This window comes from Flavobacterium niveum, assembly GCF_055231775.1.
Genome location: NZ_JBUYSX010000010.1, coordinates 22,915 through 46,193, shown reverse-complemented (window position 1 = coordinate 46,193; position 23,279 = coordinate 22,915). Strand labels below are relative to the sequence as shown.

Here is a 23,279-nt window from a genome sequence, read left to right as displayed (position 1 = left end):
GTATTATATAAGAAAAGCTCCCTATTGGGAGCTTTTTCAGTATTGTAGAATAGTGTTTTTATAAAACCCTGTACAGTTTATCAGATAAACGTATACGGAACGGCAGGTTAAATGTCACCTTATCGCCTGCGGTGGCCACAGCGCCCTCTTTTCCGTTTACACGCATATTCTCTACTGCAAGCTGCTGTTCGCCTGTTGTAGGGCCTGAAATGATGATTTTATCACCGGCTTTCAGTTCGCCCTGCTCTATGGTAAACTGGCCTACGCCTGCTTTAGGGTAGTAATGCTCCCCTTTACCGATAAGCGTTTTACGGATGCGGCTGCGAACCGGTTTTGGTGCAGTGGCAATAGCTACATCGGGAAGTTCGCCGCTTTTCTTAAAGTTCAGCTTGTCTGATTTTCCTTTTTTGAAAATCATGTTGCCTTTCATAATGCCACGGCGCAGTGCTTTTTGCTCCTCCACCGGAAGTTGCACTACTTCTAAACACTCGGTAGAGCAGGTGTTTTGCATAGATGCCTTACAGTCATCGCACTGAATAAACAGCAGGTGGCAGGCTTCGTTGGCACAGTTGGTGTGGTTGTCGCACGGCTTACCGCACTGGTGGCATTGCGAAATAATATCGTCGGTAATGCGTTCGCCAAGGCGGCCGTCAAACACGAAGTTTTTACCTATGAACTTGCTTTCAAGGTTTTCGGCCTTCACCTGGCGGGTATATTCTATGATACCGCCCTCAAGCTGGTATACGTTTTTAAACCCTTTATGCCTGAAAAATGCCGAAGCCTTTTCGCAGCGGATACCGCCGGTACAGTACATTAGCAGGTTTTTATCTTCTTTATAATCCTGTAGTTGCTCCTCTATAATCGGCAGCGACTCACGGAAGGTTTCCACATCAGGGGTAATAGCGCCTTTAAAGTGGCCCACTTCGCTTTCGTAGTGGTTACGGAAATCTACCACAATAGTGTTCGGGTCTTCCAGCATCTGGTTAAAGTCCTTTGCACCAAGGTGAACACCTCTGTTGGTTACGTCAAACGTAGCATCGTCCAGTCCGTCGGCTACAATTTTGTTACGTACTTTAATGGTTAGTTTCAGGAACGAAAGGTCGTCCTGCTCCACGGCCACATTCAGGCGGATGTCTTTAAGGAAAGAGATGGTGTCCAGATGGTCTTTAAACGCGTAGAAGTTATCGGCCGGAAGCGAAAGCTGGGCGTTAATACCCTCATTGGCTACGTAAATACGGCCCAAAACATCAAGTTTGTTCCAGGTTACAAAAAGGCTGTCGCGAAAAGCTTGTGGGTCTTCAATGTTTGCGTACGCGTAGAAAGACAGCGTAAGGCGCTGTTTGCCGCTTTCTTCTATAAGTGCAGCCCTTTCCTCGGCGCTTAAAGTGTTATACAGTTGCATGCTATCACAGTTTAAGTTGAGAAAAATAAAATATGTTGTTTGGCCCCTAATGGCGGAACCGGGTGCAAATGTATAAAATTTTTTTAGTTGTAGGGTGTTGGTTTTTAGTTGTTGGCTATTCTTTAGTCCAGTCTTCCAGATTAATACCTGCTATTTTATCAAAATGCCGGGTATTATTAGTAACCATAATAAGATTATGCGTTACAGCGGTGGAGCCTATGAGGAGGTCGAAATCATCTATTGGAGTGCCGGATTTTTGAAGCCTCGCTTTTTCGGAGGCATAGAAATCAAGCGATTGGAAAATGGGTAATACCTGTACGCCGCTCAAAAAATTGTTTAATACTTTACTGTTCTTTTCAGGATTTTCACTTTTTGCAATACCGAACTTTAGTTCAGCTAAAGTGATTTCTGAAATGAACAGGTTTTCAGGAGTCAGTCCGTCAAACTTAGCATTGAGATTATAGCGACCCTTGATGTAAAAAATAACGATGTTAGTATCTATGAGGTATTTTTTCAAAACGATTCTATTTCCCGGGTTGATACACGGCTGCCACGGATTTCCTCTATTATTTCTTCAGCGGAAGCATCGGATTTAAGTGCCCCGAAAGCCTTTTTGAAGGCATTTTTTTTAGGATTCAATTCGGTTTGTACGGCTTTTGTCAATTTAGAAATAAGCTCAAGCTTATCATTAAGGCTAAGGTTTTCCAATAGCCCTATATATCCCTGAATAATGCTTGTATTTATTTCTGTAGATTTCATGTTGCTAATTTAATGAATTTTAGGATTGGATGAAGTTAAAAATTAATAACTCCCATATCTAAAACTTCACATCATCCTGTTCGCAATACCAGTGTGGGTCACAGTCGCTGATTACGCATCCACCGGCTTTATAGTTCTTTTTCTTTTTGTCACTTGGGTTGTCGTCTCCATTGTCATCAGCAGATATAATCAAACCATATCGTATCGGTATTACATGTTCATCAGTACAACATACAGGGAAGGTTTTATTGTCCTTGCTATAAGGGCAAAACGGGCTGTAAGGGATTTCAAAAGGATATTTTTGCGGAATTGACGGATCGAAATGAAATTTGTAATAATGCTCAGTACTTCTGTCTAAGCTGTTATTAGGAATAATACGAAACTTGTAATCTCCCTCTTTCAGCCCTTCAAGTACAAACTCTAATTCACGATTTAGCCGAAGTGTATCGTTACGCCCATTGCCGGTAAGTATCAGCCGTGCATTTTCATCGGTAAATGCATAGTCTTCGCTATGCGTAAGTTTGAGTTTTATCTTTACGTTGTTTTCTTGTCCGAATACCTGAAGGCTAAAAAGTAGTATTAAAAGCAATAGTCGGTACATAGTGCTGGTTTTTATATGATAACGAAATGAAGTTAAAGATAGTACATGTTAAATAAACCATCCTTAACCACCGTTGTTACCATTTCCCGTACATTAGCCGCCATCAAAACCCAAACATTGTTCCTGAAATGAAAAAACTGCTTAGCCTGGGTGCCCTATTGTTGTTTACCGTTACTGCATTTGCCCAGTTCAACAAAAACATAGTGGTGGCGCACCGTGGTGCCTGGAAAACCCATAACCTGCCCGAAAACAGTATTGCTTCGTTGAAACAGGCGGTTGCCGAAGGTTGCCACGGCGCGGAGTTCGACGTGCACCTTACAGCCGATAATGTACTGGTGGTGAACCACGACCATGAGTTTTACGACCTGGACATAGAGAAGGTTACTTATGCCGAACTTTTGGCCAAAAAACATCCTAACGGCGAAAGCATCCCTACGCTGGAAGCCTACCTGAATGAGGGTATGAAACAACGCAAAACTAAACTGATACTGGAAATTAAAACCAGCCGCATAAGCCCGGAGCGTGCCCTTGCCGTAGCCGATGCCGCTGTAGCTATGGTAAAGAAGCTAAAAGCGCAAAAGTGGGTGGAATACATTTGCTTTGGCTGGGAAGAAGGCAAGCGTGTGCATGAACTCGACCCGAAAGCTAAAGTGCAATACCTTACCGGCGACAAAACTCCTGCCGAAGCCAAGGCTGCCGGTTACACAGGACTGGATTACCACTTCAGTGTATACAAAGAACACCCGGATTATATTACACAGGCGCACAAGCTTGGCCTTACCACTAATGCCTGGACGGTTAACGACCGCACTGAAATGGAAAACCTTATTAACCAAAAGGTGGAGTACATTACGACTAACGAACCGGAGCTTTTGTTTGAGGTGATTAAGAAGTAATCGTCTTCGGATTAAAATATTAAAATTGGTTTGTTTGTATATTTGTGGCAACAAACCAATTTTTTTATGCGATATTTTTTTACCCTGCTTGTACTGATAGCATTGCAATCCTGTAAACAGGAAGGTAAAAGTATTCAGAGTATTGGAGAAGGTGCCGACCTTAAAAATACCGTTAGGGAAAATGCTAACCCAATAGCCGACTCGATACGGGGGGACTGGTATGTGGCGCTGATTGAGGTTATAGATTCTGTACAGTTTTACCAAAAGAAAGAGTTTGTTAATCCTGCCCCGGAAGAATACACTTCTGTAACGGATATAAGGGAAGCAAACCGTATGCTTAAAGGCCTGGTAACTTTTGGCGATTATGAAAACGAACAACTTACACCAAATGACAGCGGGTATATAGTGATGAAAATAAAACCCCGTCGGGGAGAGGTTATAGTATTTGATAAATATAATGAACCGGGATTTATGGCCTATTATCCCGAATTGGATATACTGCTTTGTGAAGTGGGACATCAACTGGAAGTAAGCTATAACCTTAGTACAGGTGAAACAACCGAAAATACAGGAAACCCTAGCGCATATGTGACGTCAGAGAACGGGGTCTTGAGGCTTAACGGCTCTTATGACGGTCAGGAATGCTACGGCTATTTTATTCAGGCTAAAAAAGACGGCCGTTATCAGCGTATTATTCCGCTTCAGGAGATTTTCAGGAAACGGATGACCAGTACCCCGGGTATATGCCAGATATCTGAAGCGTTTTGGGCAGATAATGAAGAACTGTATATCAGGGAGAATATTGTTTTTCCTAATAAATATTATCGGGTAAAATTAGGGTGGCAGTAAAATATTTTCTCAATCGAAAACATTTATTAGAAAATAATTTTGCAACCAAGAAAATATTCTTAATATTGCAGAAGGAAAAAAGAATTAATTTTACTCAAAATATTATATAGCCATGAGTGGAGAGAGAGAAGCAAAACTGAAAGCATTACAGCTTACGCTGGATAAACTTGATAAAGCCTACGGTAAAGGTACCGTAATGAAGCTGGGCGACCAGGCGGTAGAGGAAGTAGAAGCCATACCATCGGGTTCGCTAGGAGTAGACCTTGCACTGGGTGTTAATGGTTACCCTCGCGGCAGGATAATAGAAATCTACGGTCCGGAATCTTCGGGTAAAACCACCCTTACCCTGCATGCTATTGCAGAGGCACAAAAAGCCGGTGGTATAGCCGCATTCATAGATGCGGAACACGCATTTGACCGTCATTATGCCGTAAAACTGGGCGTAGATGTGGAGAACCTTATCATATCGCAACCGGACAACGGTGAGCAGGCGCTGGAAATCGCAGAGAACCTTATCCGTTCGGGAGCCATCGACATCGTGGTTATCGACTCGGTTGCGGCACTTACCCCTAAGAGCGAAATCGAAGGGGAGATGGGCGACTCTAAAATGGGCCTCCATGCACGCCTTATGAGCCAGGCGCTTCGTAAGCTTACGGCTACCATTAATAAAACCAACTGTACGGTGTTCTTCATCAACCAGCTTCGTGAGAAGATTGGTGTAATGTTTGGTAACCCTGAAACTACTACGGGTGGTAATGCGCTGAAGTTTTATGCTTCGGTAAGGCTGGACATCCGTAAGTCATCGCAGATTAAAGATGGTGACAGCGTTATAGGTAACCGTACCAAGGTGAAAGTGGTTAAGAACAAAGTGGCGCCACCGTTTAAAACCGCTGAGTTCGACATTATGTACGGCGAAGGCGTAAGCAAAACGGGTGAAATACTTGACCTTGCCGTGGAGTTTGAAATCATTAAAAAATCAGGTTCATGGTTCAGCTACGGCGACACCAAACTTGGACAAGGGCGCGATGCTGTGAAAGCATTGCTTAAAGACAACCCTGAGCTTGCTGAAGAACTGGAACTTCGTATAAAAGAAGCCATCAAGGAAGAATCACAACAATAGTAAAAGTAAAAACGCTGCCCCATAAGGCAGCGTTTTTCGTTATCTGTAATGTGAAATCTTTAGTTCCTGCCACGGCCATTGCCACGGCTCTCTCCTCCGCCATTATTACGGCTACCGCCGCCACGGTTTACTTGTGTAGCAGCGCTGCGGTTGGTATTCCTGCCACTGCTCATTGTAGCATTACGGCTACCGCCGCCGTTGTTGGCAGCAAGGCCACTGTTGCGGTTTGCGTTCCTGCCTGCACTTATCGCAGTATTGCTGTTGCCCATATTGCTGTTGCCTTGGCTCAGGGCGCGGGCGGGTGTAGTGTTCCTGCCCGAATTTATAGTAGTGTTGCGGTTACCCATATTGCTACCCTGGTTCATGTTGCGGGCTGGTGCATTACTCCTGCCTGTAACTGCTGTGGTATTGCGGCCGCTGTTACTGCGGGTAACGGTATTACGGCTGTAACCGGCTGTGTTTCGGTTAATATTTCCGTTGCTGCGTACTACGGCAGTATTGCGCGATGTATTATATCTTGAAACGGTAGCTGTACGGCGGGGACTGCTGTTGTGCACCACTACCGTTGTCCTTCTGTGTGGAGCGTACGCCCTGTGCGCCACCACAACCCTGCGGCTTGGAGCAGGTCGGTAATATACCCTGTACGGTTCGCAGTGGTGATAGAAAACAGTATAGGTTACGGGCCTCCACGGGCGGTACCACACCGGATATGCCCTATAGTGCCACGGCGATACATAAACCACATACGCCGGTTCGTAAATGTAACGTACTACCGGCCATATCCATACGTTTACTACAATGGCATGCACTTCGGTTACGCCTAAATCGGGGCCTTTACCGCCTTTTACTGTAGTTTTAATGTCCTGTGGTTCTATTATTGAACCATCGGCATACAGGTCTTCGTCGCCTTCTATTTGCAGTACGGCGCTTTCGGCACCGGTTTTTTCAATGCCTATGGTAGCTATATCCTGCTTCTCATTATTATCCAGGTAGGTGCTCAGTACCAGTACGTGGGCAGTGCCGTCTTTAATATCGGTAACGCTAACGTAGTCGGTTTCACCGTCGTTGTTCAGGTCGAGGTTGTTTACGTTGTTGCCTTCTTCATTTATAAGCTTCTCAAATTCTTCGGGCGATTTTGCCTGTTTGAACATTGCCAATGCGCCCTCAAGGCTAAATCCTTCGCCTTTGTACCCTCCTGAAGTAGCTCCTCCTTCCTGCGCTGAAACTGCCATTGCGGTAAAACTAAGCGCCACTGTAAATATATTTTTAACGGTTTTCATAATGAAGTAATGGTATTTGATGATAATTGATTTTTTTAATACTTCATCCTGCATGCGTGCAGGATTTTATCCTTGTTTTTTTCACTTCGGCAACAACAGGCCTTTATTGTTGCTTACATATGTATATCCAAACTGTGTGCCAAAAAATATTTTCGTAACTTCATAAAGCGTAAACGCAACCTTTTCAGCAACTTTGCATCTGTATAACAAGGAGAAAATTTTCGTGGATTTATGAGAAAGAGTTTAATAATGTTTGTTGTGTTCGTAGCCGGGTTAATCGCTGTAGCCTGTTCGGTAGATAATGCACCTGAGGTAAATTTCCACCTGGAGTACATGCCGGCAGACAGCGTAAGCGTGCCTGCCTTCGTGCAGCGTGGACGTACCTACCCTATAACCATGTACTATCACCGTCCTAACAACTGCTATTACCTTAACGGGTTTTATTATGAGAAAAGCACTAATTCCCGCATTGTTGCTGTGGAAAATATGGTGCTAGACAGTGATAACTGCCAGCCTTTAGACACCTTTGCTGCTGATGTGGCTACGTTCAATTTTGAAGTGCCTTTTGAACAATTCGACAGTTATGTGTTTAAGTTTTACAAAGGGCAAGAACATGGTGTAGATACGTATATAGAGGTAGAAGTTCCGGTTACAGAGTAAACGGTAAAAATTAAGTGTATACGATTGGGCTTAGATCAGATCATAAAGGATTGCCAGGCAAACAGTATCAGGGCCCAGGAGCAGCTATACCGCCTGCTGGCCCCAAAGCTTTTTGCAGTATGCCTTAAGTACAGCCGCAGCCGTGTAGATGCCGAAGACAACCTGCAGGACGGTTTTATACTGCTTTTTGAAAAAATAGGGCAGTACCGTTTCCAGGGTTCGTTTGAAGGTTGGGCCAAAAGGCTGATGGTCAATAATGTGTTGCAAAAGTACCGTACACATGGTATATTTGACCTCGTAAGCGAAAACATGCCCGAAGAGCTGGATGTAGTTGTGGATGATGATGAGGTACCGATGGATTTCCTGCTGAAAATTATCCAGGAATTACCGGACCGATACAGGATGGTATTCAACTTGTATGTAACTGACGGGTATTCACACAAGGAAATATCGGAAATGCTGAACATATCCGACGGTACATCCAAATCGAACCTTGCCCGTGCAAGGATGATATTAAAAGAAAAAATCGAAGCATACCAACACGGTAAAAATATACCGAATGCAAAATGAGTGATAAGAAAGACATAGAAAGGCTGTTCCGGGAGCGCTTCAAGGACTTTGAGGCCGACCCGCCTGAGTACGTCTGGGAAAACGTACGCGAGGCGCTGGAAGAGAAGAAAAAACGCCGCGCTGTTCCGCTGTGGTTCCGTTATTCGGGCATAGCGGCAGGGCTTGTTTTGGCTGCGTTTTTCGGTTGGCAATACCTGTCCGGCACTGATGAGGTGTCGCGCGGTAACAACCCCGCAGTGGTTACAGCCCCTAAACAACCACAAGGTGTAGGCAGCGATACTGATGCGCTGGGCCGCCCTGCCGGGACTATAGGCTCCGGACGTGATAAAGGTAATGTCGGTTTAGGCAATGATAATGCCGTTGCCGGTAAAGACAATACCGGAAACCAGAAAGCAGGTGAAGCCGTCACAGGTACTGCATCGCAGTCGGCAGGTGGTAACGCTAACAGCAATAAAAATGCTGTGTACGATAAATATAATGATGCCGTGGTTTCGGGTGAAGGTGAAAAAGCACACCAAAAGCGTAACCAAAACCATAGGGATGCTCAGGCTTCAGAAGGCCATGGAAAAGATGGTATTATTGGCACAACATCAAACGACAATGCCGTGGCTACACATACCGGAAACAGGAAAAACCGTGGTAACCGCACTAAGGGAGGAAACGGTAACATAGCCAATCCTTATAACAGTGGTACTATTGTGAATGGCCAACCGTTTAACCAAAACAATTCGGCTGTTGCACAAAACGATAAAACCGGCAGGAATGCTACGGATAAAAATTCTGGAGCTAACGGTAAAAACCCTGCTACAGGCCCGGGCAATACGCTTACTGCTGATAAGTCTCCGGCTAATGCCTTTGGCAGTAACCAAAATGCTGTTGCACAAAATAACGGCGCTGTAGGCAAAGACAATAAAAATAATGCAGCCGGTAATGAAGATAAGAACAACGCCGGGGTTATAGATAAAGATGTTAAGGTAAACGAAGAAACTGCTGTTGCCGAAGCTGCCATAGACACCGTAAAAACCAAGCCTGAAAACGAGCTTGAAAAACTACTTAGTGAACAGCAGGAAGGCAAAGATAAAGACAAGCAGCTGGCCGATGCCTCGTCGCCTAAGTGGAATATAAAGCCACAGCTGGCGCCGGTTTTCTACAGTGCTATGGGTAACGGTTCGCCTATTGACCCACAGTTTGCCGGCAATACCAAAAACTTTGATAAAGACCTTAGTTATGGTGTGGGTGTTAACTATGCTGTAAATAACCGCCTAAGCATACGCACGGGTGTAAACACGGTTAGCCTTAACTACGCCACTCAGGATATAGAGTTTTATGCTTCTATGAATACCGCAACAAGCAATGTGGCGAAAGGGCGTAATGCTAACATAGTAGTACGTGACAGGACTGAAGGCCAGGCGGCTTCGCTTGCTGCAAACTCGCTTGCCAAGGATGCTTACGAAGGTTCTATGGTGCAAACCACAGGCTATGTAGAGGTACCTATGGAGTTATCGTATGCGCTCTTAAACAAGAAATTTGGCATACAGCTGATAGGCGGTGTAAGTACGCTGTTCCTTAATGAAAATAATATAAGTGTAGTGAGCACCCAAGGGCTTTCTACCACAGTAGGTGAAGCCGAAAACCTTAACAATGTACACTTTAGTACGAACCTTGGTGTGGGTTTCAGGTACAGGTTCTTTAAATCATTTGAGGCCAACTTTGAGCCTACATTTAAGTACCAGGTAAACACCTACAGCGGCAACGCCGCAAACTTTAAGCCGTATTTTATAGGCTTATATTCGGGTATTAGTTTTAGTTTTTAGTTGATAGGCCGCTGTTTACGGCCATTTAGTTAAGTTAAGAAAAAACGCCTCTCTGCCAAGACGGGCGTTTTTTTATTCCGGTCGGCGTAGTGCTGTAACCTCTATCTCTATTTTCATCTTATCGTTGGCCAGCCCTGCCGAGAACATGGTGGCTGCCGGTAATATCTCCCCAAAGTATTTTTTCAAAACAGGCCAGCAGGCTTCAAAGTCGTTGGCATCAGGTAAAATATAATGCACACGTACTACATCGGCCAGTGTAGCACCGGCTTGTTCCAGTGCGTGGATGATGTTTTTAAGCGTTTGCTCGGCCTGCTCTGCCACATCATCAGATATGGTCATGGTAGCGTAGTCATAACCGGTAGTGCCACTTACAAATATCCAGTCGCCCTGCACCACAGCGCGGGAATAACCTATTTGTTTTTCAAATGCTGAGCGGGATGAGATTAGGGTTCTTTTGGTCATAATTGATGGAATTATATATACCAACAAGGTCTTTGAGGCGTTGCAGGATGTGAGCGTTATTACGGGTTACTAATCTGCAAGGTTTTTCCAACCTTGTAGGTTTGTGAAAAACAACTTATTTCTCCCCAAACTTCACTAACCCCTCATAAATCACCTGCCAGGTTTTATCCTTTAGGTCTTTTTTATCATCCAGGGTTAACCCTTTGGTAGGAATAAACGGAAGCCCTTTGGCACGCATCCTGCCTGGGCTTCCGCTGAAAAACGTAAAGCTGAAACGCTTTTTGTTGTCGGCAAAAGCCATGGGTACAATGGGAATCTGGTGGTCTATCGCCAGGCGGAAAGCACCGTCTTTAAACTCATCCAGCAATATGCTTTCATCTTCGGGTACGCCGCCTTCGGGGAATATACAAATGCTCAGGCCCTGGTTCAGGCGTTTCTGTGCACGCTGGAATACTTCAAAGCGGCTTTTGCTGCTGTTGCGGTCTACCAGTATACAGCTGCGCTTATAAAAGAACCCGAATATGGGTATTTTGGCAAGTTCCTTTTTGCCCACAAATACAAAAGGGTTGGGGCAAATGGCAAGCATCAGCATAATGTCGGTCATGCTGGTATGGTTTGCTACAAGCATATAGCTCTTACCGGGTTCAAACTGCTGGTCCTTTTCAATAGTAACCCAAAAGCCCATAAAAAACAAAATGAACCTGCCCCAGCCGCGTGCCATCAGGAAGAACAGGGGGTAGGTGCGTTCGGATAATAATGAAAGTACCAGGAATGGCGAAAGCACTATAATGGGCACACCCATAACAATGTAAAACCATATACGGTACAGTGTCCAGAAAATATACTTAAAGGGCTTCATACAGTCCAAATGTAGCAATTCGGACTGAATTATGTATGAAAACCGTTACCTTTGTGCAAATTTCAATTTTTTATAATGGCAAAAATATTAACCGGTGTTCAAAGTACCGGCACACCACATTTGGGCAACCTGCTCGGGGCAATACTGCCGGCCGTGGAAATGGCCAATAAACCCGAGAATGAGTCGTTTCTGTTTATAGCCGATTTACATTCGGTAACACAGATTAAAGACGGGAAAACGCTTCGCGAAAATACATACAGCGTAGCGGCTACCTGGCTTGCGTGTGGGCTTGATACCAACAGGGTTGTATTTTACCGCCAAAGCGATGTGCCGCAAACTGCCGAGCTGAGCTGGTACCTGAGCTGTTTCTTCCCGTTCCAGAGGCTTACACTGGCGCATTCGTTTAAGGATAAGGCCGACCGCCTTGCTGATGTAAACGCCGGTTTGTTTACGTACCCGATGCTTATGGCTGCTGACATCCTTTTGTACGATGCCGAGTTTGTGCCGGTGGGTAAAGACCAGCTGCAACACCTGGAAATAACCCGCGACGTTGCCAGCCGTTTTAACCACCAAATGGGTGACACCTTTGTGCTTCCTGAAGCTATAAGCAGCGAGGAAACCAAGATTGTTCCCGGTACGGACGGGGAGAAGATGAGTAAGAGCCGTAATAACTTCATCAACATATTCCAGGATGACAAGGCGCTGCGTAAGCAGGTAATGGGTGTGCAAACCGACAGCACCCCGCTTGAAGACCCTAAAAATCCTGATACCGATAATGTGTTTGCAATATACAAGCTGCTTGCTACCCCTGAACAAACCGAGGCCATGCGTGCCAACTACCTTGGGGGCAACTACGGTTACGGCCATGCCAAACAGGCGTTGTTTGAGTTGATTTGCGAGAAGTTTAAAACCGTACGTGAAAAATATGCTTACTATATGGCTAACCTTGCCGAACTTGATGCTGAGCTAAACAAAGGCGCTGGAAAAGCTGCCGCACAGGCAAACAGCGTACTGGCCCGTGTAAGGGAGAAACTGGGGTTTGAATAGTTTTTCAGTATTCAGTTGCAGTTTTCAGGCAAAAGGGATAAGGCAAAAGTTCGGGAATATCTTTGTGAATTTTTTTAGCTTTCCGAAGGAGAGCCTTTGTGTCCATTTGCAAGCATGAAGTTTAAATTTCTATAATCTTCGTGGAACTTTGTGCCTCCTTTGTGCGACTTTGTGGTAAAAATTATACGCTAAGCCACAAAGATTTGGAAAGTCAATAGAAAATAAAAAATATAAAATCAGAAATAGAGGTCTTTAGCAACGCGATACGTGTTGGTATGGGCCTCTATTATTATTTTAATGTCGGGGCTGTAGCCGCCACCCATACTGCATTGCACAGGGATGCCGAGTTTATGGCAAAGTTGTAGTACTATTTCATCGCGGCGCTTGCATCCTGAAACAGAACAACCAAGCTTGCCCAACTTATCGGTAGCTAAAATATCCACACCACTCAGGTAAAATATAAAGTCGGGCTTTTCACTGTCAATCAATTTTGGCAAGGTGTCTTCTAAAATCGACAGGTATTCAGCATCTCCGGTAGTATCAGGCAGGGCAATATCAAGGTCGGAAGTTTCCTTTTTAAACGGGTAATTGCTTTTTCCATGCATGGAAAACGTAAACACAGCATCATTCCCTGTAAAGATTTCAGCAGTACCGTTACCCTGGTGCACATCTAAATCTACAATCAGTACTTTTTTTGCCAGTTTATTATTGATGAGGTATTGCGCAGCAATGGCTTGGTCGTTCAGTAAGCAAAAGGCTTCCCCGTGGGTGGAGTAGGCGTGGTGGGTACCGCCTGCTATATTAAAGGCAATGCCGGTTTTCAAAGTCATTTCTGCGCCCATAATGGTGCCTTGCGCTATGCGCAGTTCACGTTCCACGAGTTCAGCCGAAAGCGGGAAACCCGTTTTGCGTATCGCCCGTGCATCAAGCGTAAGGTTTGTAAGTTGGGTTACATATTCGGCTGTGTGTACCGCCAATATATTAGCCATATCGGTCAGCCCCGGTTCAAAGAACTGATGCGGTTCGGTTATGCCTTCCAGCAATAGTTGTTGCGGTAGCAGTTCGTACTTCACCATCGGGAAACGGTGGCCTTCCGGTAAAGGGTGCCTGTAAATAGGGTGGTAGGCTATGGGAAACATCCGTGTGCTTTTTATGCAAAGATAATTCCGCCGAAAACCTTTTGCTTGCAGAAAATTCAATTTTTGGACAAAATAGGGCATATAAATATATTCCTGAAACGGTTCTACCCGAAAAATTAGCGTAACTTGCAGTGCGTTAACAAAAACCTGTAATGAAATTATATACTGTAGAGAGCGGTAATTTTAAGCTCGACGGCGGTGCCATGTTTGGTGTTGTGCCGAAAACCATCTGGAATAAAACCAATCCTGCCGATGAAAATAACCTTATAGATATGGCTGCCCGCTGCCTCCTGGTAGAAGACGGTAACCGCCTTACCCTGATAGATACGGGTATGGGCAACAAGCAGAGCGATAAGTTTTTTGGGTATTATTCGCTATGGGGAAATAATGACCTGGACAGCTCGCTGGCGAAGCATGGTTTCCACCGCGATGATATTACCGATGTATTCCTTACGCACCTGCATTTTGACCATAGCGGTGGCGCCATACAATGGAACAAAGACCGCACTGGTTATGAACCGGCGTTTAAAAATGCACATTTCTGGACGAATGATAACCACTGGGAATGGGCTACCAAACCCAATGCACGCGAAAAGGCTTCGTTTCTGCCGGAAAACATTCTGCCGATGCAGGAAAGCGGCCAACTGAAATTTATTACCCGTCCCAAAACAGGTGACTTCAAGGCTGAAACCGAAGCAGGCTTTGGCGTGCTCTTTGCCGACGGCCATACCGAAAAGCAGATGTTGCCGGTAATAAACCACAACGGGAAAACTTTTGTGTTTATGGCCGACCTGCTGCCTACCGTAGGCCACCTGCCGCTGCCGTATGTTATGGGTTATGATACGCGCCCGCTGCTTACGCTGGATGAAAAGGGTAAATTCCTTTATGAGGCTGCCGATAAAGGCTACTACCTGGTGCTGGGACACGATGCGCATAATGAAATTATTACCGTGCAGCACACCGATAAAGGCGTACGCCTTAAGGAGGTTTTAAGTGCCAAGGATATATTAATGTAATGTTAATTGCTACCTTTGTGTAACAAATGGGCAATACTTTAGACAAATTTTTTACATAAAAAGTAATTCTGAACTGATGAAATTCAAATCTATTTACCTTACTGCGGCGCTGGCCCTGTTTTTGGCAAGCTGTGGAGCCAAGAAAATTACGGCAGAGCCATTGGCCATCACTACGCCTATTACAGCTAAAAAAGCTGACATTACAGAAACAGACGAGAAACGCTGGAGCCACCTGGACCTGTTTAAAGACACCATTCCGGGTATGAGCGTAGACCGCGTATACGAACTGCTTAAAGACCGCAAGGCTACTAAAGTGGTTGTAGGTGTGGTAGACAGCGGTGTAGATATAGAGCACCCTGAGCTTAAAGAGGTTATCTGGACAAACGCCAAAGAAATAGCCGGAAACGGTGTGGATGATGACAAAAACGGCTATGTAGACGATATCCACGGATGGAACTTCCTTGGTGATATAGAACACGAAAACATGGAGTTTGTACGTATCCTTAAAAAAGGCGACGACGGTTCTGATGCTTACAAGCGTGCTGCTGCCGAGTATGATGATGAGGTAAAGCAGGCACAGGTAAACAAACAGCGCATGGAATTTATCCTGAATGCTGATAAAACCTTCCAGGAGAAAACCGGTAAAAAAGAGTATACTGCTGACGACCTTAAAGCCCTGAAGCTTGACGACCAAATGCTTAACACAATTAAAGACCGCCTGATTATGTACCTTGGGCAGGTACCGCACGAGCAATTGTTCAGCCAGGTAAAAGACGGTTTTGAGCACTACGACAGCGAGCTTAAATACCACCTTAACAAAGACTACAACGCCCGTAAAGACATCCTTAAGGATAACGCTGACGACTGGAACAGCAAAAGTTACGGTAATGCTAACGTAATAGGCCCTGAGAAAGAGGGTGCCAAGCACGGTACGCACGTAGCGGGTATCATTGCCCAGGCGCGCCACAACAATGTAGGCGGCGACGGTGTGGCTACCCCTTATGTAGAAATTATGGCTGTACGTGCCGTGCCTGATGGCGACGAGTACGATAAAGACGTAGCCCTTGCTATCCGCTATGCAGTAGACAATGGTGCTAAGGTAATCAACGGTAGCTTTGGTAAATACTACTCGCCACACAGCCAGTGGGTTTACGATGCGCTGAAATATGCTGGTGAAAAAGACGTACTTGTAGTGTTTGCTGCCGGTAACGAAGGTATAGACCTTGATGCCGATAAGAGCGAGCGTTACCCTAACGACGATAAAAATACACTTACCGAATACACAGATAACGTACTTACCATAGGTGCACTTACCTACAGTTTTGATAAAGGCCTTGTAGCAGACTTCAGTAACTACGGTAAAACTAAAGTAGACGTGTTCTCTCCGGGTGTGCAGATATATGCTACCGTACCGAATAATGAGTATGAGTTCCTTCAGGGTACTTCAATGGCATCGCCAAATGCTGCCGGTGTAGCTGCGCTTGTACGTGCATTCTACCCTAAGCTTACGGCTAAAGAAGTGAAGCAAATCATCATGCAGTCGGGTATCGCTGTTCCGCTTGAAGTAGCACTTGGCGGCGACGAAAACACTACACGCCAGTTTAAAGATGTTTGCCGTTCAGGTAAAATAGTAAACGCTTACAACGCCATTATCCTTGCCGATAAGGTTTCAAGGGGCGAGAAGCTGTAAGTTCTTCCATTCCGATGGGTTTCCATTTCGAGCGAAACGCAGTGGAGTCGAGAAATCTCTAAATAACAAAGCCGCTAAGTGATTAGCGGCTTTTTTTATCCTTTCAGCAGGTTTGCGTCTTTATAGAGTTGCACCAGGCCATCGAATAACCAAATTACCGAATAACCAAATCCACTTTTTTCCCTATTTTTACCACATGAGAACATTTATCGGAATAGCATTACTGTCGGCCACAGGCCTTTTCGCGCAGCAGCACAACCCTAATCCCGGGTACTGGCAGCAGCATGTAGATTATAAAATGGAGGTGAATATGGACGTAAAAACGTTCAAATACACCGGCAAGCAGCAACTGGTGTATACCAATAATTCGCCCGATACGCTGCGCCGTGTATTTTACCACCTGTATTTCAATGCCTTTCAGCCGGGCAGCGAAATGGATGCACGTCTGCAAAGTATAGCCGACCCTGATAAACGTATGGTAAAAAGCTTTAAGAGCGGTGACAAAACCGTAAACGAAAGCCGTATTGCCACTCTGAAACCAAACGAAATTGGCTACCTGAATATTACCAATCTTAAGCAGGACGGAGCTACTGCGAAAATTAATACCGAAGGCACAGTGCTGGAAGTAGACCTGGCACAGCCACTGCTTCCGGGTAAGAGCACTACGCTGTCGCTTGATTTTGAAGGACAGGTGCCATTACAAATACGCCGCAGCGGCCGCAACAGCAGCGAAAATGTTGCTCTAAGCATGACGCAGTGGTACCCTAAAATGGCCGAATACGACTTTGAGGGCTGGCACGCCGACCCATACATAGGGCGTGAGTTCCACGGGGTGTGGGGTAATTTTGATGTAAACATTACCATCGATAAAAGCTACACGATAGGTGGTAGCGGCTACCTTGAAAATAAAAACGAAATAGGCCACGGCTATGAAGATGCTGGTATTAAGGTGGTTTATCCTAAAAAAGCCAAAACGCTTACCTGGCATTTTGTGGCGCCAAACGTGCACGACTTCGCCTGGGGTGCCGACCCGGAGTATATCCACGATAAGCTGATAAGCGCTAACGGCACCGAGCTTCACTTTTTCTACAAAAACAATCCGGAGTATGTAGAAAACTGGAAGAGGATGCAACCTAAAACTGCCGAACTGTTAGAGTTCTACAACAAGAATGTGGGTGTGTACCCATACAAGCAATACAGCGTGGTACAGGGTGGCGACGGCGGTATGGAGTACGCCATGTGTACCCTGATTACCGGAAACCGCAGCTACGGCAGCCTGGTGGGTGTTACCGCGCATGAGTTTGCCCACTCGTGGTTCCAGCATATACTGGCTACAAACGAGAGCAAGCACGAGTGGATGGACGAAGGCTTTACCAGTTACATAAGCGACCTGGCCATGGAAGCTGTACAACCTAAAAAAGTGAAAGAAGGGGAGGAGCCTGAAAGCCCTTTTAAAGGCGCTTACGACAACTACTTTTATATGGTGAAAACCGGCAAGGAACAGCCGCTTACCACGCATGCCGACCGTTATGATACTTCTACGCTTTATGGTATTTCGGCATACAGCAAGGGCGAGATATTTTTGGCACAGTTGGGCTACGTTATAGGCGAGGATAAGCTTGCCGAAACCCTGAAACGCTACTATGCCGATTATAAATTCAGCCACCCGGTGCCAAACGATATTAAGCGTACCGCAGAGCGTATTACCGGCGCCCAGCTGGACTGGTACCTTATAGACTGGTGCCAGACTACCAATACGATTGACTATTCTATCAAGGAAATAAAAGACGAAAACGGCACTGCCAAAGTAACGCTGGAGCGCAAAGGCCGCATGCCTATGCCTATTGACCTGATAGTGGTATATGATGACGGCACGCAGGAAAGCCTGTACATACCGCTTGCCGAAATGCACTATGAGAAAGACAACCCGTACCCTAACCTGAAGCGTACTGTGCTTAAGGACTGGGACTGGGCACATCCTACCTACCAGTTTAGCCTGCCGAAAGATAAAGACGCCATTAAGGTACTGGTTATAGACCCTACCGAAACCATGGCCGATGTAAACAAAGAAGACAATGCTTATATAAAGCAGAGGTAAGAGTACGTTATGAAGTACCTGTTGTATATCTTATCTGTGTTTGTTTTTATTTCCTGTAATGGGGATAATGAAGGAATGCCGCCTGAAAATGAAACCGGCCAAAATGAGGTTTCATTTGTATATGACGGTTTAGAAATAAATCTTGACAGTTTTTATGTGAATGATATACGAAGGATTAGCACTGATGAAATTATAGGGAAGCATGTTGCGGCCTTTAGTCCTGAAAGTACTAATGAAAACTATGACTTTTCGGCTGATTTTTATTTTTATACGCATGATGCAGATTATGAGCTTTATAGTGTGCAAATAGGTATAACTGAAAAGTATAGCAGTGGGAGTGTACTTTCCTGGACTACACTTTATGATAATACGTTTCTAAATGACCCTGATTTAGAATTTAGCCATACAGTGGAAAATAACGGCGGAACATTAGAAGGTAAATTTGAAGGAAAGTTAACCGACCATGCCCTTTACGATACTATAAGCGTAAGCAGGGGGAAAATCAGGTTTGTTCTACCCTAATAACCCGAATAATATTGTTTATAAAAGGGCTGTGATTATCACAGCCCTTTGTGCTTTAAAAATAAACACCCTCCCATACTACGGGAGGGTGCTAAACAGGTCAAAATAGAATAAAAACCTGTGAGGGTGTTAGAAGTGTATATAAATAGGCGCTAAAAAGTCTCTTAATGCTGTTACTCAGATTTTTTAGCAGGATTAGCAGCGGTTATTATGAAGCCTCCCGTACAGCAGGCATAGCTAACGAAGGCAAGCCTTTGGTTATAGCAGATTGCAGTGCCGTGCGTTTTATAGCCGTGGCTATTTGCTTTTTAGCTATAGGTTGGGCCTGTATTGTTACCGGGGATACTTCAGGTTGTTTTGGTTTAGCGTTATCTGTGTTTGTTTTATCTGCGGGCTGAAGGGAAAAAACGATAATCCCTGCAAGCATTAGTATGATTAGAAATATATTCAGCATGGTGTCTCTTTATTTGTTAGTGTTATGTTCCTGCTTTAGTTAAGACAAGGATAGTGCCTTACCTTTTTTAACTATTCTAAATTCTGCATTTTATATTTTAAATTACTGAAAAGCAAAAAGTTAAAATATAACTATTAGTTACCATCGACTATAATTACCATTTTACAGAGTGTTGATTCTGTGGAAAATTGTAGAAAACTGTTGCGGCGAAAGTTGGGGAAACATGGCTTTTTGTGGTATGCCCGGTTATCAAACCATAAACCGGCTACAGCTATAGACATTAAAAAAAGCCTTTCGTTTATAAAACGAAAGGCTTTAAACAGGTCAAAATAGATTAAAAACCTGTTAGGGTGTTAGAAGTGTATATATAAATAGGCGCTAAAAAGTCTCTTAATGCTGTTACTTAGATTTTTTTAGCAGGGTCAGTCGACTTGGTATCGGCTTTTTCATCCTTCTTAGTGGCATCTACTTTCGTTGGGTCAGCAGTAGCCGGGGTTGGTGCGGGAGTAGGCTGCGTAGTGGTAGTTGTTGTAGTGCTTTTTTCTTCTTTAGTTACCGGAGCCGGGGTTACCGTAGTAGGCTGTGCAGGCTGCGTAGTTTGAGAAGTTGTTGTGGTGGTTGTAGCCTTAGTTTCTGTTTTTTTATCGGCTTTTTGTTGTGCGCTTGCTACAAGTGCTGTTAGCATTAGTGCACCTACGAATAATTTTTTCATTGTATATAGGTTTAAATTACGTCTTATGCCAATAGATAAGGCAAGAGCAATGCCTAAACCAATTCTTATTATTCTAAATTTTAAATTTTATGTATTAAATTGCTTATTTACAGATGTATAAGTTTTGAATGTAAAACATACTGCCCCAATATCCTTAAAACAAAGAAACGGGCATATTTGTAGAAAATGTGGAAAAATCTGGGTAAAATGGTGTTGACTCCCCTCGTTCAACATGCTTTAATCGAAATGGTTATAGCGATTTATAAGACCCGCGCGCAACGACATGTTAGAATAAATAAAACACATACTTATAGGTATCATGAAGTGGTCTCCATCAATTAAGCTGAGAATAAAGAAACAAAGGTTGACAAAGATTATTAAACCAAATAAAATCTCTATTGTAATTCTCCCTGCATTGTTATGATTGGCTTTAGTTAGTAATGGTGCCGGTAAATCTGCAACAGCAAGACACAACAGCATGAAAATATTCAGGGGGATGAGTAGTAATAAACAAACGGGTACCTGTGTATAAATGGGTATCCCTATACTGTCAGCGAAAGGAGGGTAGTCGCCCCTTCCGGCACGGTAGGTGTAATACCAGTATGTGCCGGGTATGGTAAGCAGCCAGGCAGCATTTGCACCTAAAAAGATGCCCAGCTTCCCGGGGGTATTAATATGTTTAAAATCAGAAGAGCACCTGATTTTTGTAACTAACAGGAAAAACAGAAATGACGTGGCTGTAATGCAAAGCCCTGAACCGAAATCCATAAGGTCGGTTTTGTTTGTACGATAAGTATCTTCATATTCGTAATACTTATCTTTATAGTTTACGGAATCATCAGGAAGTACTTCATAAGGAGCCTTATTGTTTTTGTAATAAGGCAATGTTAGTGAATAGGCGAAAATCACTATACCAATGACTAGAAGGCAAAGCGTTAATAAGCGTGGTTTCATTTTACGGTTGCGTTGGTTACTATCAAAAGTATACAATCCGTTTTAATTTCCCTATGGTTTGAGTAAGAACTATGAACTACAAACTATAAACAACTTAAGGCGCTACCAACTTAAAACCCACCCGTGGTATATTTTCTATACGGATGCTTTCATCTTCACGGAAAATCTTTCGCAGGCGCGAAATGAAAACGTCCATACTGCGACCCATAAAATAATCATCGGTACCCCACAGTGCCGTGAGTATGCGTTCGCGTTTCAGTATGGCGTTCTTGTTATCTATGAAGAGTTTCAATAGTGCACTTTCGCGTTCGGTAAGCTGTATGGTATCACCGTTTCGGTGCAGGGAATAATTTTCCGGGTCGAAAGTAAAACTGCCTAAGGTACAGCTTGTGTTTTTGGCAACCGTCTGCTTTTGGCTGCGTTGCAAGAAGACTTCAATCTTTAAAATAAGCTCCTCTATGCTGTACGGTTTCACCAGGTAATCGTCGGCGCCCAGTTTAAGCCCTTTTATACGGTCTTCCTTAAGTGTTTTTGCCGAAAGGAATATAATGGGCACCTCCACATCTATATTGCGTATGGCGGCCGCTATTTCAAATCCGTCCATTTCGGGCAGCATCACATCCAGTATACACAGGTCGTACCCGCCTTTTTTAAAGGCCTCAAAAGCCTCCCTGCCGTTTTCAAAATGGGCTACATCATAGTGCTGCTCCAGGTTATCTGCCGTAAGGAATGCCAGTGTGCTGTCGTCTTCTACATAGAGTATCTTCTTTTTCATGCAAGGCTGTTTTTGGGTATTTCTATGCTTACCGTAACTCCCGGCGTACCGTGGTTATTTTGCAGGGTAATTTTCCAACCGTGAAGTTCACAAATCTTTTTCACATAAAAAAGCCCGATACCAAAGCCTTCCACATCCTTTTTATTTTCGCGTGGTATGCGGTAAAAACGGTCAAACACAAAATCGATATGCTCCTGTGCTATGCCGGGGCCGTTATCGGTAACCTTCAGCAGCAGCCCTTTGCCGTTCGGTTGCAGGTTTATGGCTACCTCCGGTTTTTCGGGTCCGTACTTTATGGCATTTTCCACCACGTTGTATACAATGTTGTAAATGTGGAATTCATCAGCGTTAATCATATAATCCCCATCAGGCATAGCAAGGTTAACGTGCGCCTTCTCAAATTTGATTTCGGCATTTTCACGGACCAGTTCAAGCGTGTCGGCCAACCTGAATGCCTTTTTCTCCAGCCTGCCGATACCGCTGTCGCTTTTGGCCACAGATAAAATACGTTCTATATGCTGGTTCAGCTTGTTGCTTTGCTCAATGATTATCTTCAGGTAGCGGCTCAGCTTGGGGTTGTCTTCTATTTCATGCTGTTTTACGGCATAGTTGCTGGCAATGAGGATGGACGACAACGGGGTTTTAAACTCGTGCGTCATATTATTTATAAAGTCCTTTTGCAGTTCGGTATAGCGTTTTTGCTTCAGCAGCAGGAATACCGAGTATACATAAATAACCAAAACAAGGAACAATACACCGGTATATATCCAGTACTGCCCCAGCGAGTTGAGGTAGCTGTGCGTCATTTTTGGGAAACGCACGGCAAAGTAATACACCAGCCCCGGGCGCTTGGTAAAACAGTTTACACACTTCAGGCTTTCGTTGGTTACCTGCTGGCCTTCCATGTTTATGTATTCGCCATATACCATTTCGTCGCCGGAGCAATCGTAAACCGCATACTCATAGTCCATATCCAGCTTCACTTTTAGGAACTGGTTTTTAAGGTAATAGTCCAGCACGTTGGCTTCAAACTGGTCGTTAACGTTTACCACATAATAGTCGTCGGCTATTTTTTTAATCGGGCTGTTTACAGGCGGCTCTGTACTGTTATCGCTGTAAATTTTAGACACCACATCCTGAAGGGCAAAGTGTATTTTGTCGCCCAGTTCCTTACGCTCAAAGTTATACGCCTCGCGGAGCATTACCAGTTGCATGGTAATAACCCCCACTATGGCGATAAGGCCAATGAACACAATGATATTTAGTTTGTTAAATTTCAATTTCCTAAAAGAATTAGCACACAAATATGCATTTATATTTCGACAAAATTTACCTGCCCAAAACCGTTAACAGGTAGTTAACAAGCATTTGAAAACGGTTAACAAAGGTATAAAGAACAGTTGTTTAGTTTTGCATTGGTTGAATGAAGCACTGCCGTGCACGGAATTTTTTGGAACAGTATTTGCTCAACCGGTAACGTCATTATTGCAGGTATTGCTTTTTTTGCAGTAAATTTGTTTAGCCGTTAACATGTCATTAACAAGACTTTAAAAGCGGTTAACAAAAAGCAGCCGATAAGGTAATATATTTGTGATACTGA

At 44.2% G+C, this 23,279-nt stretch carries 24 protein-coding genes; 11 read left to right on the top strand and 13 right to left on the bottom strand.

What is annotated here, in order from left to right; genetic code table 11:
- Positions 1–58 precede the first annotated feature (58 nt).
- The 4 genes from trhO to ACZIX4_RS19650 form a co-directional block, all read right to left on the bottom strand.
- Positions 59–1,402, bottom strand: a complete 1,344-nt coding sequence (gene trhO, locus ACZIX4_RS19665) for an oxygen-dependent tRNA uridine(34) hydroxylase TrhO (protein ID WP_463337365.1) — start codon at positions 1,400–1,402, stop codon at positions 59–61.
- 115 nt (positions 1,403–1,517) lie between these two features.
- Positions 1,518–1,919, bottom strand: coding sequence for a type II toxin-antitoxin system tRNA(fMet)-specific endonuclease VapC (gene vapC, locus ACZIX4_RS19660; RefSeq protein ID WP_463337364.1), 402 nt, complete (start codon positions 1,917–1,919; stop codon positions 1,518–1,520).
- Positions 1,916–2,161, bottom strand: coding sequence for a hypothetical protein (locus ACZIX4_RS19655; RefSeq protein WP_463337363.1), 246 nt, complete (start codon positions 2,159–2,161; stop codon positions 1,916–1,918). Before ACZIX4_RS19655 ends, vapC begins: the two co-directional genes overlap by 4 nt.
- Before the next feature lie 58 nt (positions 2,162–2,219).
- Positions 2,220–2,762: a hypothetical protein gene (locus tag ACZIX4_RS19650; protein WP_463337362.1), complete on the bottom strand. Its 543-nt coding sequence runs from the start codon at positions 2,760–2,762 to the stop codon at positions 2,220–2,222.
- 128 nt (positions 2,763–2,890) lie between these two features.
- On the opposite strand from ACZIX4_RS19650, the gene ACZIX4_RS19645 reads away from it, so the two are divergent.
- The 3 genes from ACZIX4_RS19645 to recA all read left to right on the top strand — a co-directional run bounded on the left by ACZIX4_RS19645 (position 2,891) and on the right by recA (position 5,627).
- Positions 2,891–3,658 carry a glycerophosphodiester phosphodiesterase gene (locus ACZIX4_RS19645; protein WP_463337361.1) on the top strand — a complete coding sequence of 256 codons (768 nt, stop codon included), beginning with the start codon at positions 2,891–2,893 and terminating at the stop codon, positions 3,656–3,658.
- A gap of 66 nt (positions 3,659–3,724) precedes the next feature.
- Positions 3,725–4,507: a hypothetical protein gene (locus tag ACZIX4_RS19640; RefSeq protein WP_463337360.1), complete on the top strand. Its 783-nt coding sequence runs from the start codon at positions 3,725–3,727 to the stop codon at positions 4,505–4,507.
- 112 nt (positions 4,508–4,619) lie between these two features.
- Positions 4,620–5,627 (top strand): recombinase RecA, encoded by a 1,008-nt coding sequence (recA, locus tag ACZIX4_RS19635; RefSeq protein WP_411405795.1) that lies wholly within the window; start codon positions 4,620–4,622, stop codon positions 5,625–5,627.
- A gap of 59 nt (positions 5,628–5,686) precedes the next feature.
- Here the strand turns inward: recA and ACZIX4_RS19630 are convergent, their stop codons facing one another.
- The gene (locus ACZIX4_RS19630; protein ID WP_463337359.1) at positions 5,687–6,907 is read right to left on the bottom strand and encodes a hypothetical protein; all 1,221 of its coding nucleotides are present in this window, start codon (positions 6,905–6,907) and stop codon (positions 5,687–5,689) included.
- 231 nt (positions 6,908–7,138) lie between these two features.
- Between ACZIX4_RS19630 and ACZIX4_RS19625 the strand changes: the two genes are divergently transcribed.
- From ACZIX4_RS19625 to ACZIX4_RS19615, 3 genes are read left to right on the top strand one after another with little or no spacing between them, the layout of a single operon-like run.
- Positions 7,139–7,567 carry a hypothetical protein gene (locus tag ACZIX4_RS19625; RefSeq protein WP_463337358.1) on the top strand — a complete coding sequence of 143 codons (429 nt, stop codon included), beginning with the start codon at positions 7,139–7,141 and terminating at the stop codon, positions 7,565–7,567.
- Between the two features lie 24 nt (positions 7,568–7,591).
- On the top strand, positions 7,592–8,137 hold the full coding sequence (locus tag ACZIX4_RS19620; RefSeq protein WP_463337357.1) for an RNA polymerase sigma factor: 546 nt from the start codon (positions 7,592–7,594) through the stop codon (positions 8,135–8,137).
- Positions 8,134–9,951 (top strand): hypothetical protein, encoded by a 1,818-nt coding sequence (locus ACZIX4_RS19615; RefSeq protein ID WP_463337356.1) that lies wholly within the window; start codon positions 8,134–8,136, stop codon positions 9,949–9,951. Before ACZIX4_RS19620 ends, ACZIX4_RS19615 begins: the two co-directional genes overlap by 4 nt.
- 72 nt (positions 9,952–10,023) lie before the next feature.
- Here ACZIX4_RS19615 and ACZIX4_RS19610 read toward each other — a convergent pair whose 3' ends face one another.
- Positions 10,024–10,413, bottom strand: coding sequence for a RidA family protein (locus ACZIX4_RS19610; protein WP_463337355.1), 390 nt, complete (start codon positions 10,411–10,413; stop codon positions 10,024–10,026).
- 115 nt (positions 10,414–10,528) lie between these two features.
- A complete protein-coding gene (locus tag ACZIX4_RS19605; protein WP_463337354.1) occupies positions 10,529–11,272 on the bottom strand; it encodes a lysophospholipid acyltransferase family protein in 744 nt (247 codons plus the stop codon).
- Positions 11,273–11,347: 75 nt separating this feature from the next.
- Here ACZIX4_RS19605 and trpS point away from each other — a divergent pair, with 75 nt between their 5' ends.
- Entirely contained in the window at positions 11,348–12,319 is a 972-nt protein-coding gene (gene trpS / locus ACZIX4_RS19600) for a tryptophan--tRNA ligase (protein ID WP_463337353.1), read from the top strand.
- Between the two features lie 236 nt (positions 12,320–12,555).
- On the opposite strand, the gene ACZIX4_RS19595 is transcribed toward trpS, so the two are convergent.
- Positions 12,556–13,458: a histone deacetylase family protein gene (locus ACZIX4_RS19595; protein WP_463337352.1), complete on the bottom strand. Its 903-nt coding sequence runs from the start codon at positions 13,456–13,458 to the stop codon at positions 12,556–12,558.
- Positions 13,459–13,610: 152 nt separating this feature from the next.
- Here ACZIX4_RS19595 and ACZIX4_RS19590 point away from each other — a divergent pair, with 152 nt between their 5' ends.
- The 4 genes from ACZIX4_RS19590 (at position 13,611) to ACZIX4_RS19575 (ending at position 18,784) form a co-directional block, all read left to right on the top strand.
- Positions 13,611–14,474, top strand: a complete 864-nt coding sequence (locus tag ACZIX4_RS19590; protein WP_463337351.1) for an MBL fold metallo-hydrolase — start codon at positions 13,611–13,613, stop codon at positions 14,472–14,474.
- A gap of 76 nt (positions 14,475–14,550) precedes the next feature.
- The gene (locus tag ACZIX4_RS19585) at positions 14,551–16,164 is read left to right on the top strand and encodes a S8 family serine peptidase (protein WP_463337350.1); all 1,614 of its coding nucleotides are present in this window, start codon (positions 14,551–14,553) and stop codon (positions 16,162–16,164) included.
- A gap of 196 nt (positions 16,165–16,360) precedes the next feature.
- Positions 16,361–18,262, top strand: a complete 1,902-nt coding sequence (locus ACZIX4_RS19580) for a M1 family metallopeptidase (protein ID WP_463337349.1) — start codon at positions 16,361–16,363, stop codon at positions 18,260–18,262.
- 9 nt (positions 18,263–18,271) lie between these two features.
- The gene (locus tag ACZIX4_RS19575; RefSeq protein WP_463337348.1) at positions 18,272–18,784 is read left to right on the top strand and encodes a hypothetical protein; all 513 of its coding nucleotides are present in this window, start codon (positions 18,272–18,274) and stop codon (positions 18,782–18,784) included.
- Positions 18,785–18,992: 208 nt separating this feature from the next.
- Here ACZIX4_RS19575 and ACZIX4_RS19570 read toward each other — a convergent pair whose 3' ends face one another.
- The 5 genes from ACZIX4_RS19570 to ACZIX4_RS19550 form a co-directional block, all read right to left on the bottom strand.
- Positions 18,993–19,238, bottom strand: coding sequence for a hypothetical protein (locus ACZIX4_RS19570; protein WP_463337347.1), 246 nt, complete (start codon positions 19,236–19,238; stop codon positions 18,993–18,995).
- Between the two features lie 403 nt (positions 19,239–19,641).
- Complete coding sequence (locus ACZIX4_RS19565; protein ID WP_463337346.1) at positions 19,642–19,950, bottom strand: hypothetical protein; 309 nt, start codon at positions 19,948–19,950, stop codon at positions 19,642–19,644.
- Positions 19,951–20,187: 237 nt separating this feature from the next.
- Positions 20,188–20,904: a hypothetical protein gene (locus tag ACZIX4_RS19560; RefSeq protein WP_463337345.1), complete on the bottom strand. Its 717-nt coding sequence runs from the start codon at positions 20,902–20,904 to the stop codon at positions 20,188–20,190.
- Positions 20,905–20,998: 94 nt separating this feature from the next.
- Positions 20,999–21,679, bottom strand: a complete 681-nt coding sequence (locus tag ACZIX4_RS19555) for a response regulator transcription factor (protein WP_463337344.1) — start codon at positions 21,677–21,679, stop codon at positions 20,999–21,001.
- Positions 21,676–22,959, bottom strand: coding sequence for a sensor histidine kinase (locus tag ACZIX4_RS19550; protein WP_463337343.1), 1,284 nt, complete (start codon positions 22,957–22,959; stop codon positions 21,676–21,678). The genes ACZIX4_RS19555 and ACZIX4_RS19550 overlap by 4 nt, the downstream gene beginning before the upstream one ends.
- Between the last annotated feature and the right edge of the window lie 320 nt (positions 22,960–23,279).

Bases quoted from the DNA above. Each gene is read 5' to 3' on its own strand.
- ACZIX4_RS19615 (WP_463337356.1), top strand. From the start codon at position 8,134: ATGAGTGATAAGAAAGACATAGAAAGGCTGTTCCGGGAGCGCTTCAAG.
- trpS (WP_463337353.1), top strand. From the start codon at position 11,348: ATGGCAAAAATATTAACCGGTGTTCAAAGTACCGGCACACCACATTTG.
- ACZIX4_RS19570 (WP_463337347.1), bottom strand. From the start codon at position 19,238: ATGCTGAATATATTTCTAATCATACTAATGCTTGCAGGGATTATCGTT.
- recA (WP_411405795.1), top strand. From the start codon at position 4,620: ATGAGTGGAGAGAGAGAAGCAAAACTGAAAGCATTACAGCTTACGCTG.
- ACZIX4_RS19645 (WP_463337361.1), top strand. From the start codon at position 2,891: ATGAAAAAACTGCTTAGCCTGGGTGCCCTATTGTTGTTTACCGTTACT.
- ACZIX4_RS19555 (WP_463337344.1), bottom strand. From the start codon at position 21,679: ATGAAAAAGAAGATACTCTATGTAGAAGACGACAGCACACTGGCATTC.
- ACZIX4_RS19565 (WP_463337346.1), bottom strand. From the start codon at position 19,950: ATGAAAAAATTATTCGTAGGTGCACTAATGCTAACAGCACTTGTAGCA.
- ACZIX4_RS19640 (WP_463337360.1), top strand. From the start codon at position 3,725: ATGCGATATTTTTTTACCCTGCTTGTACTGATAGCATTGCAATCCTGT.
- ACZIX4_RS19610 (WP_463337355.1), bottom strand. From the start codon at position 10,413: ATGACCAAAAGAACCCTAATCTCATCCCGCTCAGCATTTGAAAAACAA.
- ACZIX4_RS19625 (WP_463337358.1), top strand. From the start codon at position 7,139: ATGAGAAAGAGTTTAATAATGTTTGTTGTGTTCGTAGCCGGGTTAATC.
- ACZIX4_RS19560 (WP_463337345.1), bottom strand. From the start codon at position 20,904: ATGAAACCACGCTTATTAACGCTTTGCCTTCTAGTCATTGGTATAGTG.
- ACZIX4_RS19585 (WP_463337350.1), top strand. From the start codon at position 14,551: ATGAAATTCAAATCTATTTACCTTACTGCGGCGCTGGCCCTGTTTTTG.
- ACZIX4_RS19575 (WP_463337348.1), top strand. From the start codon at position 18,272: ATGAAGTACCTGTTGTATATCTTATCTGTGTTTGTTTTTATTTCCTGT.
- ACZIX4_RS19595 (WP_463337352.1), bottom strand. From the start codon at position 13,458: ATGTTTCCCATAGCCTACCACCCTATTTACAGGCACCCTTTACCGGAA.
- ACZIX4_RS19655 (WP_463337363.1), bottom strand. From the start codon at position 2,161: ATGAAATCTACAGAAATAAATACAAGCATTATTCAGGGATATATAGGG.
- ACZIX4_RS19590 (WP_463337351.1), top strand. From the start codon at position 13,611: ATGAAATTATATACTGTAGAGAGCGGTAATTTTAAGCTCGACGGCGGT.
- ACZIX4_RS19630 (WP_463337359.1), bottom strand. From the start codon at position 6,907: ATGAAAACCGTTAAAAATATATTTACAGTGGCGCTTAGTTTTACCGCA.
- ACZIX4_RS19580 (WP_463337349.1), top strand. From the start codon at position 16,361: ATGAGAACATTTATCGGAATAGCATTACTGTCGGCCACAGGCCTTTTC.
- trhO (WP_463337365.1), bottom strand. From the start codon at position 1,402: ATGCAACTGTATAACACTTTAAGCGCCGAGGAAAGGGCTGCACTTATA.
- ACZIX4_RS19605 (WP_463337354.1), bottom strand. From the start codon at position 11,272: ATGAAGCCCTTTAAGTATATTTTCTGGACACTGTACCGTATATGGTTT.
- ACZIX4_RS19650 (WP_463337362.1), bottom strand. From the start codon at position 2,762: ATGTACCGACTATTGCTTTTAATACTACTTTTTAGCCTTCAGGTATTC.